Below are 15,875 nucleotides of genomic sequence, written 5' to 3'. Positions count from 1 at the left end.
ACCGCATTCCCAAGTCCCGGACGCAATTGCCTGATCAAATTGAATTCCTGTGTCATGTTTACCGCTGTGGAATGCTCTATATTGGAATCGATGACATATCCTATTCCTCCGTTTACCTTTTTTTCATTGTAGACCAGAACACCATAGAAATCTTTTCCTATAGTTATCTTACCTATCATTGTTCGAGATATTTGATTTGAGCTGTTGCAACAACATTTTTACCTCCCCCAATTGTTTGGATATACTGAACGGGGCACGGATACCTGAGTTCGAGACCCTGGCAAGCTGGTTCAGGTTGTTTCCCACCCTGCTCAGCTCGACAAAAAGTTTCCGGTCCATTGGATTTACCTTTTTGGTCGGCAGGGATTTTCCAGTACATTTTCTCCGGATATATTCGGCCGTGGACAATCCGATTGTCTCCGCATTTTTGGTAATGATCAAGTATTCGCTTTGTGAAACCCTGAAGGCGATGACAATCGTCCTTTGTTTTGATATGTCCTTTCTAGGTCTTGCCATTTTCCATGAATTTGGTATTGTTCAAAAGGTCACTTGTAAACGAAGTGCGCAGTTTTTGTTTACAAAAACACAACTTGCTTCGTGACCTCCGATCAACTATATCACAAACCTATGGCCTATGGATTGCTTATAAGGGCTTTGCCGTACATGGCCTTATGTACGGTAAATCATTGAAAGGTCTTCTCAGAAGGAAAATCAAAAATTGCACTGAGCTTGAACCAAGGATTTCTATGGAAAGGAGAAAAAGCCGATAGGTTCCTTTGGACAGAATTTTCCATATTAGATCAATGGCCCTGTTTTCGTCCCAAGTCACATTGAACACGGGTCCATGGGCCGGACACCGGGATATTTCGTATATTTGGTATAGAAAGAACCATGAAAAAGTCGCACAACATAGCATCATCCAAAGCAAAGAACCTAAAGGGTTACTTTCCCGGGCCTGTATTTTGGGATGTCGACCCCAGCGTGCTTGATGTAGAAAAGGACAAGATCTTTATCATCGAAAGGGTACTGTCCCGCAACATGGGGGACCCAAAATATTTTGAGCTTCTCGAAAGGCTGTATCCGATAAGTGACATTGTCCGGTGCGCGAAAAGGAGCGAACAAATCCGAGGGAACAGCAGTATCAGGGCCGTGGCCGAACGTTATGGAATCAGACCGGACCATATGAAGAACTACAACCCTTCCTTCGGATAATGGCCACGGACCAAGCCGTTTCAGACGAGCTGAAAAGCGTAATCCTCCAATTGATGCAAGCAGATTGTTTAAGGGATTTCAACCTTGGGGGTGGCACCAACCTCGCAATCAGGCACAACCATAGGGTTTCAACGGACATCGACCTCTTTTCCCAAGGTGTGGTCGGGGTCGAAAGATTGAGGGAAATAAGTTCCTATTTCAGATCAAACTTCAAAGACGACCTTTTGGGCCTCATGGAAGAAAACTTTGGGGACGATCAAATGGCCTTTCTCAGGGTGAACGTACAAAGGAACGGGGTCCCCATCAAAATAGACATCATCCAAAACGTCCCATTGTTCCACCCTGTTGACATAGTGAATAACATACGTTTGATCCATGAACTCGACATCGGGGCATTGAAATTGGTGTCGGCCACAAATCGAGGGACCCAAAAGGATTTTGGGGACCTTTTGTTGCTCTGTGGACTGTATTCCCTTGAAAAACTGCATTCCGAGCTTATGAAAAGAGAAAACACGTTCATCGGCAAAAAGTTTGGTACCATTTTCAACGTTGAGGGACTTCCCAGTGGTTTGGCCAGTGACCTGTCCGCTCTGGGCAATTTCAATAGGGCAACGGACAGAAAACGTGAAAGCAACCGTCTTATCCTAACGGAAAATTCAATGATTCCGGGTTCTTGGCCCGAACTTGGCCAAAGATGGGCAGCGATGGTCGAGGCCTATGCAAAATCAAAAGGTTTGCGTTTTTCCCCTCCTTCAAGAAAGAGAAAATGGAAAAACAAAGGGATTGGGCTATGAAAAGTCAGCCTTTCAGTGAGAAAGCTCCGATTTTTGAAAGTTTGCTCCAACATGGTTTGACCTGACCCACTATGACCGTTGTAGTGATAAAAAGCGGAAGGGGAGAAAAAGACAAAAGAGCTCGGTATCCAAGTAAGGAACCTGAAAATCGACATTGCTCAAAATGGGCATGCTATCCCTAGAAACAGCCTTGGGATAACAAATCCTCAAGGCCAGCTTATCAGTACCCAGAAAAATCCTTACTTCCCTTTCGGCCTTCCATCCCATGTTTGTCCCGTTCTTTCTTGTATATATGTCCCACGATCAAATTGAACACTTCACTTTTGGACAGACCATTGCACTCGTGCCAACACGAATGATAGGTGAGCTCTACCATCTGGTGGATTTTACTCTTCTTTTCAATGGGCAACGAACAGAACCGTTCCTTCAACATATCTTTAATTTTGAACCATTATTGTACATTTTGGCCCCGATTACATCCATTTTGATGGTTGTCTTGTCCTAGAATAGGTTGTCATGATAGAAGCAATAATTTAAATTTAATTATGAAAAGTGTAAACTCCTATTCGGACGATTTTAAACGAAAGGTTGCCTCCCACTATCTGGGATCGGATCTCAGCATGGCGGCAACGGCAAAACTGTATGGTCTCAAAACACCTTCATCCGTGCAACAATGGGTGAAAAGGTTCTGTCCGGACCAGGCCCTGCCGAACGACGGCACCACCAAGGAACCGGCCCCAACTGTCCTACCGGACTCCCCGGAGGGGATGCTGGCCAGGATCAGGGAACTTGAGTCCGATCTGGCAAGCGAGAAGCTCAAAAACCTTGCCGCCAACAAAATGATAGACATTGCGGAAAGGGACCTTAAAATCAACATCAGAAAAAAGTCTGGTGCCAAACAGTCCAAGAAATGAAAGAGACCATGCCCAAGACAAGCGTTGGAACGATGTGCGGACTGTTTGGCAAAACGAGACAGGCCTATTATAAGTTTTTGAGATACGAGTACAGGATACTTGCCGAAAGCAGTTGGTGCTCGAGATGGTTCGGAATGAGCGCGCCATACTTCCTGGCGTGGGCGTGCGCAAGCTCCATAGCATCATCTTCGGACCATCCCGCCCACAACAGGTCACGATGGGCAGGCATGCGCTCTTCACCCTCCTGCGGGAAAACTCGATGCTGCTGCGACGCTCCAGGGGCAAGGCAAGGATCACCAATTCACGTCATCCGTTTCGGCGGTACCCCAACCTGGCAAGGGAGATGACGGTCGATGCCCCGCACCAGCTCTGGGTCAGTGACATAACCTATATCGATACGATGGAGGGATTCATGTACCTTGCGCTCGTCACGGACGCATATTCCAGGAAGATAATAGGATGGGACATATCCCCAAAACTAACGGCCTCCGGTGCGATCGGTGCCCTGAACATGGCCATATCACAGTTGCCGCATGGGACCGGTCCCAAACCGGTGCACCATTCGGACAGGGGCATCCAGTATTGCTGCGACAGGTACATAAACATCCTTAAGGGTACCGGCATCGGGATCAGTATGACAGAAAAGGGGGATCCCCTGGAAAATGCAATAGCCGAAAGGGTGAACGGCATACTGAAGACCGAATGGCTGAAGAACAATAGGCCAAGGCTCAAAGTGGAGGCAATAGATATGTTCGGGGACATCGTCTCCTCATACAATGGCCGTAGGCCCAATCTAAGCCTCAATATGCAGACCCCCGATTCGGCCCACATGTCCCACGGACCGATACCAAGGGCATGGAAAAATTATTGGAAGGAAAGACATAAATATGATCAGGGAACAAACCCCTGCATGATGACAAAGGGAACCTTGGGTGTAAACCTGACCTAGGATTATTGAAAAATGTGTAAACTTGTTATAGTATCAACCGCTTTGAGTGACAACTTTTTTCAGGACGAGACAGGTAAATACATTTAAATATATGATCGTATAAATGTACAGATATACAATATATACTAGTTGTCCATCCATACATTTCAGGGGGGGGTGGCCATTATAAGAGATAGTACAAACCCTTCGAGTTCATAACCAACGGTTCAAAAATAGTGACCACAGATAATGCGGTTAGGATAAAATCGACATGTATCCATGTAGTATTTGAATCAGATAAGCACGAAAGTCGTGCAGATTGAGATACAGGGAAATATCCACCCTTTTCTTCTTCCTCCCTTTCCACGAAAGTGCACCCAAAGGGTGCACCATCGTACTACAAATAACAAAGGTTGACAGAGTATTTATGATTTGAATTGGGACTTGTCTTGCCTTGTCTTTGGGATGCCATAAAATAAGAAAACATCAGATCCGAGCACTTCATTTGCTATGTTCAGTTTAATCCGGCGAGGGTGGTTCAGTTTGCCCGGCTAATCCAATAAGCGTGACTGTAAAATATGGTCGGAACGGGCAATGTGATACCCTTTGGATAATAAATTACAATATTTTTACCCGGAAAATTTGGGCTAGAAAAAAATTTTGTTTCTATGGTGTGGCTTCCGTCCGAACCGTAGCCACTCAAAGGTTTACCGATAGGCCCTTCCAGTTCGTTTTTGGCTCATTGGGTTGGATATCGTCGCTTCTTGAACACGAACTTAAAAAGAGTGTCATGACTACAGTATAAATAAGAATTCTCATATTAAAGTCATAAGATTTTTCAATTATACATGTTTAGATTAAAATGGTTTAATCTCGTGGAAAGTTTAGTCTGACTGCTAGCGGCTAGAATATGCGTAATGCGAGATTCACAAAGTCACTTCACTGTCCATTTAGTCACTAATATCCTTACTTTAAACCTAATAGTATATTAATTTTTGTTTCTATTTGCTTGCTCAGTCTGTACAGCTTATTAAAATCAAGATTTTCAACCAAAATCATTTCAAGAACTGAATATTTTGGCATTTCCATCAAAATAGTCGCAGTGGATAACCTTACATTCCATCAAAATAGCTTGCAAACGAATGGAATGATGAGAATTAAAATCATACTATCGATTCTTATATTTTAAACTTTCAAGAAATTTTAAATCCTAAAAACAAAAAGTACAAATCGTGTGTAGCAAGATAATTTTGATGAAGGGAATTAATTTGCGCCAATTTCAGCAACCAAAGGTCATCCCATTATTTTAACTACAGAGCTTATTTCAAATAATTGAGCGGAAGACATGATTAAATTAAAATCAAACATCACTTAAAAGAAGAATGTAAAGAATCAATTATGGTATTTATATTTCTGAAAACTTATATTCATGATTTTTTAGACAAAAATTATATTTTAGTCTAAAAATAAATGACGTCAAAGACCAGATATAAGTTACAGGAAGTTTTGTTCATAATACTCTACTGGATTGGTGCGGGAAATCTCTACATTCTTATTCGGTACAGTGGGTCTACCAATGCATTAGTAGAAATAGGTCTTGGGGAAATTGAAAATATTTTTCTTTGGGCTACCCTAGCCTCTTTCTGCACAGGGGCGGGGTTGGGTATTTTAGAAATATTTATCTACCCTCGTTTTACCAAAAAAAAGTCTTTTGCCATAAGCATTGTTTATCGCACCATAATTTTCATATCGTTACTTGTGCTCATAATTATGATTTCACTTTGTGGAGTTAGCTACTTAAAAGGGTTTGAAATATCTGAAGGTTTAATTCTAAGCCTAGATTTTTTTCTGTCAAGATCATTTTTTATTCTATTGTTATACATGGTCATTATTGGTGCATTTATGAACTTCATACTTTTTATAAATAGACGCTCCGGTCCTGGAGTTATTCTCAATTTGATTAAGGGTAAGTACCACCATCCTATAGAAGAAGAAAGGATATTTATGTTTTTAGACCTACAATCATCTTCTAAAATAGCAGAGGAGCTTGGCCATATTAAATTTAGCAAATTTATTCAGGATTGCTTTAGTGACCTATCCGATATACTTCTTACGTATCATGCATCTATCTACCAATTTGTGGGTGACGAGGCCGTGCTAACCTGGAGAAAACAGAATGGATTAAAAAATATAAATTGTATAATTATCTTTTTTGAATTTGAAAGGCTTCTTCTTATGAGACAAGATTATTATATGGAAAATTATAATCATAAACCCATCTTTAAAGCCTCGCTCCATGGAGGATACGTCACGGTGGCAGAAGTAGGTAGTTTAAAAACAGAAGTTGCCTACCATGGCGATGTACTCAATACAGCCGCAAGAATACAAGGTCTATGCAACATCTATAACCAAAAATTGCTGGTTACAGAGTCAATAGTTGAAATTATAGACAGCAGGTGCATTCAGGCTAAGTATATTGATGAGGTGAAATTGAGAGGTAAAAAGAATAAAGAAAAAATATTTACACTACACACTCATTTTTAGCATCTTAATGAAAAGATTAGGAAAACAAATTTAGAAGGTAGGATTTTAAAATCGAAAAAAAAATGTTTATTCGACATTATTTGTATATTTGTCGAATTATGAACAAAGACGAAATAAATAGGGCAAATATAATCGAAGCTTCCAAAGCTGTCTTCAGGCAATACGGTTATGAAAAGGTGACCATGAACGATATTGCCGATGCTGCAGGGAAAGGAAGAAGCACGCTGTATTATTATTTTAATAATAAATATGAAGTTTTTGAACAGGTGGCTATTGAAGAATATTCTGCTATTTTGAAACCAGCAGAAATGCAAATTAAAAAATCAAAATCGCTTTCAGAAAATCTCGTTCTTTATAATCGTTGTAAACTGGAGCAAATCGAAAAAAAATCCAATGAATACGTTCATTTACTCACTGACATCAAGGAAAATAAAGAACTAATTGCCAAAGTAATTAGGATTGTAGCACAAAAAGAAATCAAACTCGTTAAGAATATGATAGTTTGCGCCATAGAATCCGAAGATATACTACCCATCGAAGATGATAACCTTAATTTCTTAGCATTGGCCATTGTTACCGCTATAAGTAGTTTAGAAAAAGAAATGCTACTCTACGGTTCTATCGACAACTTGAGCGATAAATTATATTGGCTAATTAATCTTTTGGTCAAAGGTCTAAAATAGTTTTTTTTTAAAATATTTTAGACAATAATACAAAATTTGTTTAATGTTTAAATCTGTTATAATGAAATCAAACTTTGTGCTTATATCCTATGTAGTATTGACTTTAACATTCACCGGTTGCGGGGACAAAATTGAAACACGTGAAGCAGAACCTATTAAGGTCAAGGTCACTACCATAAGTGGCGAAAATAGTCAGCAGCGCTATCGGGCTATAGGGTACAGCGGTATAATCAACCCAAGCAAATCCATAACCCTGAGTTTTCAGGTATCCGGTACTGTTGAAAGGGTACCGGTCGCAATGGGTTCTTTTGTAATTAAAGGTACTTTACTGGCAGAAATTGATGAAACTACCTACAGAAATCAATATCAAGCCCAAGCGGCCCAAGCAGAACTGGCAAAAGAAAATTACCTGCGTACAAAAGAGGTTTTTGAAAAAGGGAGCATTGCAGAAATAAAAATGATCGAAGCCCGGTCAAACTATCAGCAAGCCAAATCCTCTGCGGACGCCACTTACCAAAATATCAAACACACTAAAATATTCGCCCCGGTAAGCGGATACATAGGCGAAAAAATGCTCGAGGCAGGAGACCTTGCCAGCCCAGGCAAACCAGTCCTTAAGCTTCTACAAATCGATGTGGTCAAAGCCTCGGTACCCATCCCAGATGAAGAGATAAACAACTATAAAAAGGGTGACCCGGCCAGGGTGACCATTGAAGCGCTTGACGATGAAGAATTTATGGGCGTTGTTGATGAAGTTTCAATCCAGACAGCGCAGGACAATCCCACCTATACCGCTAAAATAAACATAGACAATCCAGACCGAAGGATCAAGCCCGGCATGTCCTGCTCAATTGTCTTGAACAATGAAAGGAAAGAGAGCACTATGACCTTCATTGTCCCGGTAGAAGCCGTCTATGCAGACGAAAAAGGAAATCAATTTGTGTATCTGGCAGACAACGAGGCAAATAATGCGTACAGGCAACAAATCAAGACTGGGAAGCTGTACAACAATGGCATCGCGGTCACTGAAGGGCTCAAAGATGGAGACCTATTGATTACGTCCGGATATCACAAGCTTACCGATAAAACTCCTATTCAGATAATAAAATAAAAATTAGATATTGATGAAAAAGAGCGGTTCTATTATAGAATGGGCAATGAAAAACAGTGTCTTTCCATTGGCTCTGGCATTTGTCTTATTTGCGGTCGGGATTTTCGGGTTGTTCAACATGCCCAGAAATGAATTTCCTGAATTTACCATACGGCAAGGCCTTGTCATCGGATTTTATCCCGGGGCTTCTTCAGAGCAGGTGGAGGAACAGCTTACCTCTAAGGTAGAACAATTCCTATTCAGTTATAATGAGGTGAACAAGGCAAAGACCTACTCCTATTCCAGGGACGGGATGATGTATCTCTATGTGGAAATAGCAAACCGCATAGATCACAATTCAACTCAGCAATTTTGGAACAAATTAAAAAGTGACATCCTTATTTTCCAGCAGTCCCAACTCCCCGATGAAGTCCAGGGAGTAGTTGTTAACAGTGATTTTGGTAGTACTGCCGCTATGATTCTTGCCGTAGAATCAGAATCTAGGCCATATAAGGATCTGGAGCGTCATGTAGAGGAAATAGAAGATGATCTGAGACAGCTGGATGATATTGCCAAGATAAGCCATTCCGGAGGCCTGACCGAGCAGGTAGCCATATATGTGGACAATAACAAACTCGCTCAATATGGCATAGGCCCGGGCCAGATCATGCAAAGCCTCAAACAACAGGGAGCAATAAGTCCTGCAGGAACCTTAGACGGGAAAACGATAGACAGGCCCATACATCTTAATACGTTCTTTAAAACGGAAAGCGATATTGCCCAGCAGGTCATCAAGGTAGATGACAATGGTCACGCAATTCGCCTACAAGACCTTGCTAAAATTAAGCGTGAATATGAGGATCCCGACTCCTACATCACGGTAAACGGCACAAAAAGCATGATCATTACCCTAGAAATGGCATCAGGTAATAATATTGTGCAGTTCGGCGATGAAGTGGATGAGCACCTTACAAAACTTAAAAACAGACTTCCCGCTGACATCAAGATTACCAGATTAGCAGACCAGCCCAAGATCGTTCATCATTCCATAAGCCACTTCATGAAAGAATTTGCCTATGCCTTGATAGGGGTGGTTATTGTTGCCATGCTGTTACTGCCTTTCAGGATAGCTTCGGTAGCCGCGGCGACCATCCCGGTAACCATTGCGGCCACCCTGGCCATGATGTACCTTTTTGGCCTTGAGTTGAACACGGTTACACTGGCGGCACTCATCATCGTGCTTGGGATCGTGGTAGATGACCCCATCGTGGTCATAGACAATCATGTTGAAAAACTGGACCACGGACAGTCAGTATGGGAGGCCGCCAGAAACAGTGCGATTGAGCTGTTCCCTTCCGTATTCACGGCAACGATTGCCATCAGTGCTACCTTCCTGCCTCTCGTTTTCTTCATGCAAGGCGTGGCGTCTGATTTTATAAGCGCGTTCCCCTGGACCATAATGATTGCCCTTTTCCTTTCCCTGATCATCTCCATCCTTTTGATACCTTTTGTCAACACCGTTTTCATCAAAAAGGGACTTCATGAAGCAGAAGACAAAAAAGATAAAAAATCATTTCTGGACAGGGTCCAATCCTTCTTTGACAAATATGTACAGATAGCCGTAAAACATTATAAGCTCACCTTAACCGCTGGCATTGTATCCATCTTGATAGGGATGGCCATTATGGGTGTCTTTGTAAAACAGCAGCTCTTCCCGGTAATCGAGCGGGACCAGTTTGCCATTGAGATAACCCTGGCAAAGGGATACAATCTCAAAAAGACGGACAGTGTGGTAAAGCAATTTGAGAAGATTCTGGCTAAAGAAGAGCGCATTGCCTCGTATACCAGTTTTATCGGCGAAAGCTCACCCAGATTCCATACCCTTTATGCCCCTAACCTACCGGGCAAGAATTACGCCCAGATACTTATCAACACAACTTCTGATGAAGCTACCGAAGAGCTTCTGAGAGAATACAACAGCAAATATACCTCCATGTTTCCTTCGGCACATATCCGGATGAAACAACTCGATATGATCTCTAATCCCGCCCCCGTAGAGGTGAGATTGTATGGTGATGATATCCCGCAATTGAAAAGTTTGGGCGACCGCATCATCAACATCGCCAGGACCACGCCCAATACCATCTGGTCAAGAACCAATTATGGTAACGCACAAGAATCTGTTGAACTGGATATCAAAGAAAATGATGCTGCTAGGTTAGGGCTCAACCGCAATGACATTGCCAATTCCGTAAGCATGAATTTAGAGGGCGTGACTGCCACGCAATTATGGGATGCAGATTATCCCATAAATGTGAAGATTAAGACTGATAATACAGGCGATAGTAATATCTCTGCACTGGAAGAAATGGCAGTAGTCGCGCCTCAAAAGCGAACTACGGTGCCACTTAGGCAGGTAGCAAGAGTTCAGCCCCAATGGCATCAGGAACAAATCGTAAGGAGAAACGGTATGCGTTGCTTGACCGTTCGCGTGGATATTGAAAAAGATGCCATTGCGAATGAAGTATTGGCAAACTTACAGCCCAGGATCGATGAGCTGGATATTCCTGATGACGTGAAAGTAGAATACGGTGGGGAATTTGAAATGCAGCAGGAAAACCTTGTTCCCATGGGGCTCTCATTATTTATGAGCGTAATCATCATATTCTTGATCCTTCTATGGCATTTTAAAAGTCTCAAACCTGCATTTTTGAGCTTTCTGACGATGCCCCTGAGCATTTTTGGAGCGGCCCTGGGGCTTTGGTTAATGGATTATCCTTTTGGATTTACCTCGTTCTTGGGCATTCTCGCCCTCTGTGGAATTGTGGTGCGTAACGGTATCATTCTTATCGATTTTGCTAACGAAATAAGGGCTAAAAACAATCTGACTTATAGAGAAGCTGCCATTCAAGCCGCTCAACGCAGAATGCGACCCATCTTCCTCACCTCATCGGCTGCCGCGGTGGGCGTGATACCCATGATCGTAAGCCGATCTAATCTGTGGGGGCCTCTGGGCACGGTAATAGCCTTTGGACTAATGATGTCTATGGTATTGACACTGTTTGTACTGCCCGTACTTTACTGGCTATTTTTTAGAAAAGATGAAAACATAAAAGCTGAAACCAATGCGCACTAAAAAGAGCATATTTATAACGCTACTGCTTTCCCTATTTATTTTCGGAAAAGGCAATCTGTGGGCACAACAAAAGTCCATCAGCCTGGATGAAAGCAAAAAGGCAGCATTAACGTATAGCAATGACATCAAAAATGGCAATTTACGTATAGAAAAGGCCGAAGCCGCCAGACGGGAGGCCATAGCAAATTATCTACCTACCATTGAAGGTAGCGCAACGGGAATTTATGCGTTTGAAGATTTGATACCTCCCGTACCGGAGACGTTGCCGGATGGAATCGACAATTTTTATTTCGCAGGGATCACCGCAACGGAAACCGTGTACGCGGGAGGGAAAGTACGAACCGGGAGCGCCCTTGCAGACCTTCAAGGAGAGGTAAGCCGCATTAGGGCCAGGCAGTCGGTTGATTCTGTAGTACTGCTCACCGAACAAAAGTACTGGCGCCTCGTAAAGGCACAGGAACAAAAAAAGGTATTGAACGCAAACGAAGATTACCTGGAGGGATTGTTGAAACAACAGCAGGACCTACTGGATGCAGGGCTGATCGCAAAAAACGATTTGCTCAGGGTTAGGGTTGAACTCAGCAAGCTTTTACTTCAAAAAAGCAAGCTAAAAAACCAGCGGAACATTGCCCTGCTGGACCTTACGCTCTATACCGGTATTCCATTTGACACCACGATGGTTGCTGTTGACACCATCTCTGTTAGGTCAATGCCCCTTTTTAACTACAGTCAGCCCAATCTTGACCTAAACAACAACAGCAACTATCAATTACTGGAGAAATCCATTGAGGCCGCCAGGCTTCAAACCCAATTGGAAAAAGGTGACCTGCTGCCCAGCGTGGCCGTGGGAGTAAGTGGCAGCAGGTTTGGCTCCTTTGACAATAGTTTTGATGGAAACTTCCTGCCCATGGCCTTTGCCACCGTGAGCATCCCCATATCTGCCTGGTGGGGCCCGGAAAAAGAAAAGGTCAGGCAAAAGCAGATTCAAGAAGAAATAGCCATCAATGATCTAAGGGATGGAAAGGACCAGTTAAAAGTGGGGATTATGAAAAGTTGGTACGACCTATCTGATGCCTACAAGAAAATTCTGTATGCGTCGGAAAACCTAAACTATACCCGGGAAAATTTGAACGTAAATCGTGATAATTACAACAGTGGGTTAAGCAACCTCACGGAATTATTGAACGCACAGGCCTTGTTTCAGGAGGCCAAAACTGAATTGGTTAGTGCTTTTGCAGATTACGAGGAAGCAGAAGCGGTGTACCTATACCAAACGGATCAACTGGAAGTACCGGAAGTAAACAAAGAAAAAAAATATTAACTATTTGTCAAAAACAGGTAACCTTAACTTAAATCACACATTATGAACCAAGAAAAAAATTTACAAGGGGTTTTTCACGGAGTGCACGATATACGTGTTGACGAATCCTCAAGACCAAAGAATACGGATGATGGGGTAATCATCAAAGTTTCAAAAGCAGGGATCTGCGGATCTGATATACACTTTTATCATTCAGAAATTGTACCGCCCGGTTCTGTATTGGGACACGAGTTTACCGGTGTTATCAATGAGGTAGGCCAAAATGTGAAAGGCTTATCCCCGGGAATGCGAGTAGTGGTAAACCCAATGGTCAACGGCATAGGGCTGGGACTTAAACCGGGCGGCTTTGCAAATTATATACACGTAGAAAATGCTGCCAGAAACGTCAATGTTATCCCTATTCCTGAAAATATCAGCAAAGAACAGGGAGCGCTTATTGAACCATTGACCGTGGGCTACGCCGGCGTTAACCTGGTAGCGGTAAAAAAAGAGACCAATGCCATCGTTTTTGGTGCAGGTACCATAGGCCTGGCCACCATAGCTTCATTAGCTTCAAAAGGTGTTAAAACCATCATTGCAAGCGACGTGAGCGATAAGCGATTAGAAAAGGCAAGGGAACTGGGTGCCACCATCACATTCAACCCATCCTCTGCAAAGATGGGTTTACAGGATTTCCTTATAGAAAAACTGGGTAGTACCCCATCGCTCTTTGGTATGGAATTGCCCAATCTTGATGCCGCATTTGAATGTAGCGGGGTTCCTTCCGTCTTTATCGATGCGTTAAACGGATTGAGGATAAAAGGAAAGCTCATTATTTTGGCCACTTATCCTCAGAAAATTGAAATCGACATTAGCCATCTTGTTTTGCAGAAAGCACTTACGGTTCAGGGTTCCTTTGCATATACCAGTGAAGAAATGATTCAGGTCATCGATCTGGTATCTTCAGGGAAGGTGGACCTCACCTCTATCGTCACGCATGAGTACGCGTTGAAAGAACTTCCCCAGGCGTTTGAAACCCAGGCCGATAGTCAAAAGTCCATCAAGGTACTGGTAGCTATATCCTAATATATAATTGATCTTGACTTTAGTCCCTGATTTTCTCATCAATAGATGTCAAAAATTGAAGTCAGGATCAATAACCTCTGGATTAAAGTTCACCGAATTAAAACGAGCTCTTGTTCTAAAAAGCCCTGACATTCAACAAATGCTATAATAGCACCTATGAATCATAGAACCCATAAGTACGGCAAAATGCCCAAAACGGCAGTTGTCATCCATTTTATCTTTGTACTCCTCTTTCTTGGCCAAGTAGTCCATTCCCAGAGCGATTACCCAACAAAAAACCAGGTGCTGGATACAGTACTCCCTTCCTTTTCAATATATAAGGACGCGTATTTCATAACAGGTGTACCCACAAATTCAAGTATCTCAAAAGAAACTGCTGATGCCAAATATCAAATAAGTTTTAAACAGCTTATCCTAAGGGGCGAACTTCCTTTTAACTCCCACTTATTCCTTACCTATACACAGAAGGCATTCTGGAATGTGTATGAATTTTCCAGCCCTTTTCAGGAAGTGAACTTTAATCCTGGTATCGGGCTGGGTGCTCCAGTTTTTGATCGGCACGATAGGCTAAAAGGCTTAGTGGAAATGAAACTGGAACACGAGTCCAATGGTAGGGATAGTATCTATTCCAGGAGCTGGAACAGCCTCTCCCTTAACTACAATACCAGATTAGGTGAAAAATTAATGGTAGGGATCAAAGGTTGGTTACCATTTGTCTATAAGGAGGACAACCCAGACCTCTTGAATTATATAGGTTTCGGCGAGCTTAGTTTCTTCTACGATTTCAGCGACAAGCTAAAGCTGGATGTCAACATGCGAAAGGGAAATCAATGGGACTGGAAAGGTCGTGTAAGGACCAGGTTATCTTTAAGGTTGTCTGAAACCACAAACCAGCACCTTATGCTGGAGTGGTACACAGGATATGGGGAAAGTTTGATAACCTATGACCAGAGCAGAAGTATGATACGCTTGGGGTATTTAATCAAATCTCCTGACCTCAATATTTTAAAGCGAAAGAAAAATAAAAAGCCCAACAGGTAAAATTTTTAAACATACAATTTTAAATCCAAGCGTTTATCGGACGAATAACCTTTGGGTGGATGAGCCGGGTAAACTGAGCCACCCGCGCCGGATGAAAATGAGCAGTGTAAATCAACTGCTTGGATTTGACCTGTCCGTGGGTTAAACTTAGTTTTTATTTTTCAATTTTCTTCTCATTGATTCACCTTTTATGTCGATTCTGTGTGCCGTGTGTACCAAACGGTCGAGTATGGCGTCGGCCAGAGTTCTCTCCCCGATGATGTCGTGCCATTTTGATACGGGCAATTGTGATGCAATTATGGTCGATCTCTGTCCGTGACGATCCTCGATGATCTCCATGAGCGCATGCCTGTTGATATTGTCCAGTGGCTTGAGCCCGAAGTCATCAAGTATCAGTAGGTCCTGTTTTTCAAGCTTGCCTATCTGTTTAGGATAGGAACCGTCAGCTTTTGAGGTCTTCAACATGGTAAAGAGCTTGGCCGTGTTGAAGTACATGACCTTTTTCCCCATGGAACAGGCCTGGTGGCCGATTGCGGAGGCCAGATAGCTTTTGCCGACCCCGGTGCTCCCGGTAATGAGGACATTCTCCCTCTTTTTGATAAAATCGCAGTTGCCAAGGCGCTGTACCTGGTTTTTGTCCAATTGTCTGGAAGGTCTGTAATCCACCGCCTCCATAACGGCAGCATACCTAAAGCGCGCCGATCTGGTCAGGCGTTCTATCCTGCGGTTATGGCGGTCGTCCCACTCGCATTGTACGAGGTAGGCAATGATCTCGTCATTGGTATAGTCGGTGTCCGTTCCGTTGGGCCCCAAGGTCGTTTCAAATGCCCTGTGCATGCCATGGAGCCTGAGCTCCTTCATCTGTTGTATTGTCCTTTCGTTCATATGTAGTATTTAAGTATTTGTCCCTATTCATAATATTTTCCGCCCCGTATGTTCTGGTGCTCGGGCATTTCCAGATTATCATCGGCGCCCTCATCAAGCTTGTCCCAGCCCTTTTTTAGGATGCGCTCGACCATATTGTAATTATATGCACCATATTCCGTTGCCCTTCTACAGGCGCTGTCAAGACGGTCCCTGCCATATTTCTTAGCAAGGTGCAGTACGCCAAGACAGGATTTATAGGATTGTTCGGGATGCTGCTTCT

General features: G+C 42.9%; 15 protein-coding genes and 1 pseudogene. 11 read left to right on the top strand and 5 right to left on the bottom strand.

The window, feature by feature from the left end; all coding sequences use genetic code 11:
- Positions 1-168 precede the first annotated feature (168 nt).
- Positions 169-516, bottom strand: a complete 348-nt coding sequence (locus D2U88_RS11190; RefSeq protein ID WP_119638764.1) for a plasmid mobilization protein — start codon at positions 514-516, stop codon at positions 169-171.
- A gap of 375 nt (positions 517-891) precedes the next feature.
- Between D2U88_RS11190 and D2U88_RS11180 the strand changes: the two genes are divergently transcribed.
- Together D2U88_RS11180 and D2U88_RS11175 are read left to right on the top strand one after the other, a co-directional pair.
- Positions 892-1,212: a DUF6922 domain-containing protein gene (locus D2U88_RS11180; protein WP_119640676.1), complete on the top strand. Its 321-nt coding sequence runs from the start codon at positions 892-894 to the stop codon at positions 1,210-1,212.
- Positions 1,212-2,006, top strand: coding sequence for a nucleotidyl transferase AbiEii/AbiGii toxin family protein (locus tag D2U88_RS11175; RefSeq protein WP_119640675.1), 795 nt, complete (start codon positions 1,212-1,214; stop codon positions 2,004-2,006). The genes D2U88_RS11180 and D2U88_RS11175 overlap by 1 nt, the downstream gene beginning before the upstream one ends.
- A 220-nt stretch (positions 2,007-2,226) precedes the next feature.
- Here D2U88_RS11175 and D2U88_RS11170 read toward each other — a convergent pair whose 3' ends face one another.
- The gene (locus tag D2U88_RS11170) at positions 2,227-2,439 is read right to left on the bottom strand and encodes a hypothetical protein (RefSeq protein ID WP_119640674.1); all 213 of its coding nucleotides are present in this window, start codon (positions 2,437-2,439) and stop codon (positions 2,227-2,229) included.
- Positions 2,440-2,551: 112 nt separating this feature from the next.
- On the opposite strand from D2U88_RS11170, the gene D2U88_RS11165 reads away from it, so the two are divergent.
- Together D2U88_RS11165 and D2U88_RS11160 are read left to right on the top strand one after the other, a co-directional pair.
- Positions 2,552-2,920 carry a transposase gene (locus tag D2U88_RS11165; protein WP_119640673.1) on the top strand — a complete coding sequence of 123 codons (369 nt, stop codon included), beginning with the start codon at positions 2,552-2,554 and terminating at the stop codon, positions 2,918-2,920.
- Between the two features lie 124 nt (positions 2,921-3,044).
- Positions 3,045-3,869 carry an IS3 family transposase gene (locus D2U88_RS11160; RefSeq protein ID WP_235855780.1) on the top strand — a complete coding sequence of 275 codons (825 nt, stop codon included), beginning with the start codon at positions 3,045-3,047 and terminating at the stop codon, positions 3,867-3,869.
- A gap of 945 nt (positions 3,870-4,814) precedes the next feature.
- Here D2U88_RS11160 and D2U88_RS19880 read toward each other — a convergent pair.
- Positions 4,815-4,931 (bottom strand): hypothetical protein, encoded by a 117-nt coding sequence (locus D2U88_RS19880; RefSeq protein ID WP_417935286.1) that lies wholly within the window; start codon positions 4,929-4,931, stop codon positions 4,815-4,817.
- A 423-nt stretch (positions 4,932-5,354) separates the two neighbouring features.
- On the opposite strand from D2U88_RS19880, the gene D2U88_RS11155 reads away from it, so the two are divergent.
- From D2U88_RS11155 to D2U88_RS11125, 7 genes are all read left to right on the top strand, one after another.
- Positions 5,355-6,392, top strand: a complete 1,038-nt coding sequence (locus tag D2U88_RS11155; protein ID WP_220473500.1) for an adenylate/guanylate cyclase domain-containing protein — start codon at positions 5,355-5,357, stop codon at positions 6,390-6,392.
- Positions 6,393-6,490: 98 nt separating this feature from the next.
- Positions 6,491-7,075 carry a TetR/AcrR family transcriptional regulator gene (locus D2U88_RS11150; RefSeq protein ID WP_119640670.1) on the top strand — a complete coding sequence of 195 codons (585 nt, stop codon included), beginning with the start codon at positions 6,491-6,493 and terminating at the stop codon, positions 7,073-7,075.
- A gap of 61 nt (positions 7,076-7,136) precedes the next feature.
- Positions 7,137-8,186, top strand: a complete 1,050-nt coding sequence (locus tag D2U88_RS11145) for an efflux RND transporter periplasmic adaptor subunit (RefSeq protein ID WP_235855779.1) — start codon at positions 7,137-7,139, stop codon at positions 8,184-8,186.
- Positions 8,187-8,199: 13 nt separating this feature from the next.
- Positions 8,200-11,301: an efflux RND transporter permease subunit gene (locus D2U88_RS11140; RefSeq protein WP_119640669.1), complete on the top strand. Its 3,102-nt coding sequence runs from the start codon at positions 8,200-8,202 to the stop codon at positions 11,299-11,301.
- Entirely contained in the window at positions 11,291-12,622 is a 1,332-nt protein-coding gene (locus D2U88_RS11135) for a TolC family protein (RefSeq protein WP_119640668.1), read from the top strand. Before D2U88_RS11140 ends, D2U88_RS11135 begins: the two co-directional genes overlap by 11 nt.
- 42 nt (positions 12,623-12,664) lie before the next feature.
- Complete coding sequence (locus D2U88_RS11130) at positions 12,665-13,687, top strand: zinc-dependent alcohol dehydrogenase (RefSeq protein ID WP_119640667.1); 1,023 nt, start codon at positions 12,665-12,667, stop codon at positions 13,685-13,687.
- 156 nt (positions 13,688-13,843) lie between these two features.
- Entirely contained in the window at positions 13,844-14,728 is an 885-nt protein-coding gene (locus D2U88_RS11125; RefSeq protein ID WP_235855778.1) for a phospholipase A, read from the top strand.
- A 147-nt stretch (positions 14,729-14,875) separates the two neighbouring features.
- On the opposite strand, the gene istB is transcribed toward D2U88_RS11125, so the two are convergent.
- Positions 14,876-15,613: an IS21-like element helper ATPase IstB gene (gene istB / locus D2U88_RS11120; RefSeq protein ID WP_119608405.1), complete on the bottom strand. Its 738-nt coding sequence runs from the start codon at positions 15,611-15,613 to the stop codon at positions 14,876-14,878.
- Between the two features lie 23 nt (positions 15,614-15,636).
- Positions 15,637-15,875, bottom strand: a pseudogene (locus D2U88_RS19535) (IS21 family transposase); the annotation flags it as partial.

Origin of the sequence: Flagellimonas aequoris (genome assembly GCF_003584165.1) — a bacterium.
Taxonomy (GTDB): Bacteria; Bacteroidota; Bacteroidia; order Flavobacteriales; family Flavobacteriaceae; genus Flagellimonas; species Flagellimonas aequoris.
This window is presented reverse-complemented; position numbering and strand designations above follow the sequence as displayed.

What these genes read in the sequence shown, in the direction of transcription:
- D2U88_RS11190 (WP_119638764.1), bottom strand. Translation starts at nt 516, where the DNA reads ATGGCAAGACCTAGAAAGGACATATCAAAACAAAGGACGATTGTCATC.
- D2U88_RS11180 (WP_119640676.1), top strand. Translation starts at nt 892, where the DNA reads ATGAAAAAGTCGCACAACATAGCATCATCCAAAGCAAAGAACCTAAAG.
- D2U88_RS11175 (WP_119640675.1), top strand. Translation starts at nt 1,212, where the DNA reads ATGGCCACGGACCAAGCCGTTTCAGACGAGCTGAAAAGCGTAATCCTC.
- D2U88_RS11170 (WP_119640674.1), bottom strand. Translation starts at nt 2,439, where the DNA reads ATGTTGAAGGAACGGTTCTGTTCGTTGCCCATTGAAAAGAAGAGTAAA.
- D2U88_RS11165 (WP_119640673.1), top strand. Translation starts at nt 2,552, where the DNA reads ATGAAAAGTGTAAACTCCTATTCGGACGATTTTAAACGAAAGGTTGCC.
- D2U88_RS11160 (WP_235855780.1), top strand. Translation starts at nt 3,045, where the DNA reads ATGGTTCGGAATGAGCGCGCCATACTTCCTGGCGTGGGCGTGCGCAAG.
- D2U88_RS19880 (WP_417935286.1), bottom strand. Translation starts at nt 4,931, where the DNA reads ATGCCAAAATATTCAGTTCTTGAAATGATTTTGGTTGAAAATCTTGAT.
- D2U88_RS11150 (WP_119640670.1), top strand. Translation starts at nt 6,491, where the DNA reads ATGAACAAAGACGAAATAAATAGGGCAAATATAATCGAAGCTTCCAAA.
- D2U88_RS11145 (WP_235855779.1), top strand. Translation starts at nt 7,137, where the DNA reads ATGAAATCAAACTTTGTGCTTATATCCTATGTAGTATTGACTTTAACA.
- D2U88_RS11140 (WP_119640669.1), top strand. Translation starts at nt 8,200, where the DNA reads ATGAAAAAGAGCGGTTCTATTATAGAATGGGCAATGAAAAACAGTGTC.
- D2U88_RS11135 (WP_119640668.1), top strand. Translation starts at nt 11,291, where the DNA reads ATGCGCACTAAAAAGAGCATATTTATAACGCTACTGCTTTCCCTATTT.
- D2U88_RS11130 (WP_119640667.1), top strand. Translation starts at nt 12,665, where the DNA reads ATGAACCAAGAAAAAAATTTACAAGGGGTTTTTCACGGAGTGCACGAT.
- D2U88_RS11125 (WP_235855778.1), top strand. Translation starts at nt 13,844, where the DNA reads ATGAATCATAGAACCCATAAGTACGGCAAAATGCCCAAAACGGCAGTT.
- istB (WP_119608405.1), bottom strand. Translation starts at nt 15,613, where the DNA reads ATGAACGAAAGGACAATACAACAGATGAAGGAGCTCAGGCTCCATGGC.